Below are 815 nucleotides of genomic sequence, written 5' to 3'. Positions count from 1 at the left end.
GCCGGAAAGGGCTGCAACATCGTCGACTCCTCGCAGTTCGACGATCTCGACACCGGCAAGTTCTTCATGCGGGTCAGCTTCATTTCGGAAGAGGGTGCCACGCGCGAAGCGCTCGTCGCAGATTTCGGCGCGATCGCCGAGACCTTCGGCATGGATTGGGACATGCACGACGCCAGCGAGCGCATGAAGGTGCTGCTGATGGTCTCCCGCTTCGGCCACTGCCTCAACGACCTGCTCTACCGCTGGAAGATCGGCGCGCTGCCGATCGACATCGTCGGCGTCGTCTCCAACCACTTCGACTACCAGAAGGTCGTCGTCAACCACGACATCCCCTTCCACCACATCAAGGTGACCAAGGAGAACAAGCCGCAGGCCGAGAAGCAGTTGCTGGACCTCGTCGAGCAGACCGGCACCGAACTCATCGTGCTCGCCCGATACATGCAGGTCCTTTCCGACAGTCTCTGCAAGAAGATGTCGGGCAAGATCATCAACATCCACCACTCGTTCCTGCCGAGCTTCAAGGGTGCCAACCCCTACAAGCAGGCCTTCGAGCGCGGCGTGAAGCTGATCGGGGCGACCGCCCACTATGTCACCGCCGATCTCGACGAAGGCCCGATCATCGAGCAGGACGTCGCCCGCATCACCCATGCGCAGTCGGCCGAGGACTACGTCTCGATCGGCCGTGACGTCGAGAGCCAGGTGCTGGCCCGCGCCATCCACGCCCATATCCATCACCGCACCTTCATCAACGGCAACCGCACCGTCGTCTTCCCCGCTTCCCCGGGGAGCTATGCGTCGGAGCGAATGGGCTGAGC

1 protein-coding gene is annotated in these 815 nt (G+C 62.3%); it reads left to right on the top strand.

What is annotated here, in order from left to right; all coding sequences use genetic code 11:
* Nucleotides 1-813, top strand: an 813-nt coding sequence (gene purU, locus EUU22_RS22260) for a formyltetrahydrofolate deformylase (RefSeq protein WP_129334167.1), incomplete at its 5' end; no start/stop codon positions are given.
* Nucleotides 814-815 lie beyond the last annotated feature (2 nt).

The sequence above is a fragment of the Ciceribacter ferrooxidans genome (genome assembly GCF_004137355.1).
In the GTDB taxonomy this organism is placed as follows: Bacteria; Pseudomonadota; Alphaproteobacteria; order Rhizobiales; family Rhizobiaceae; genus Allorhizobium; species Allorhizobium ferrooxidans.
Note: the sequence above shows the minus strand (reverse complement) of the source record. Positions and strands in the feature narration are given on the sequence as shown.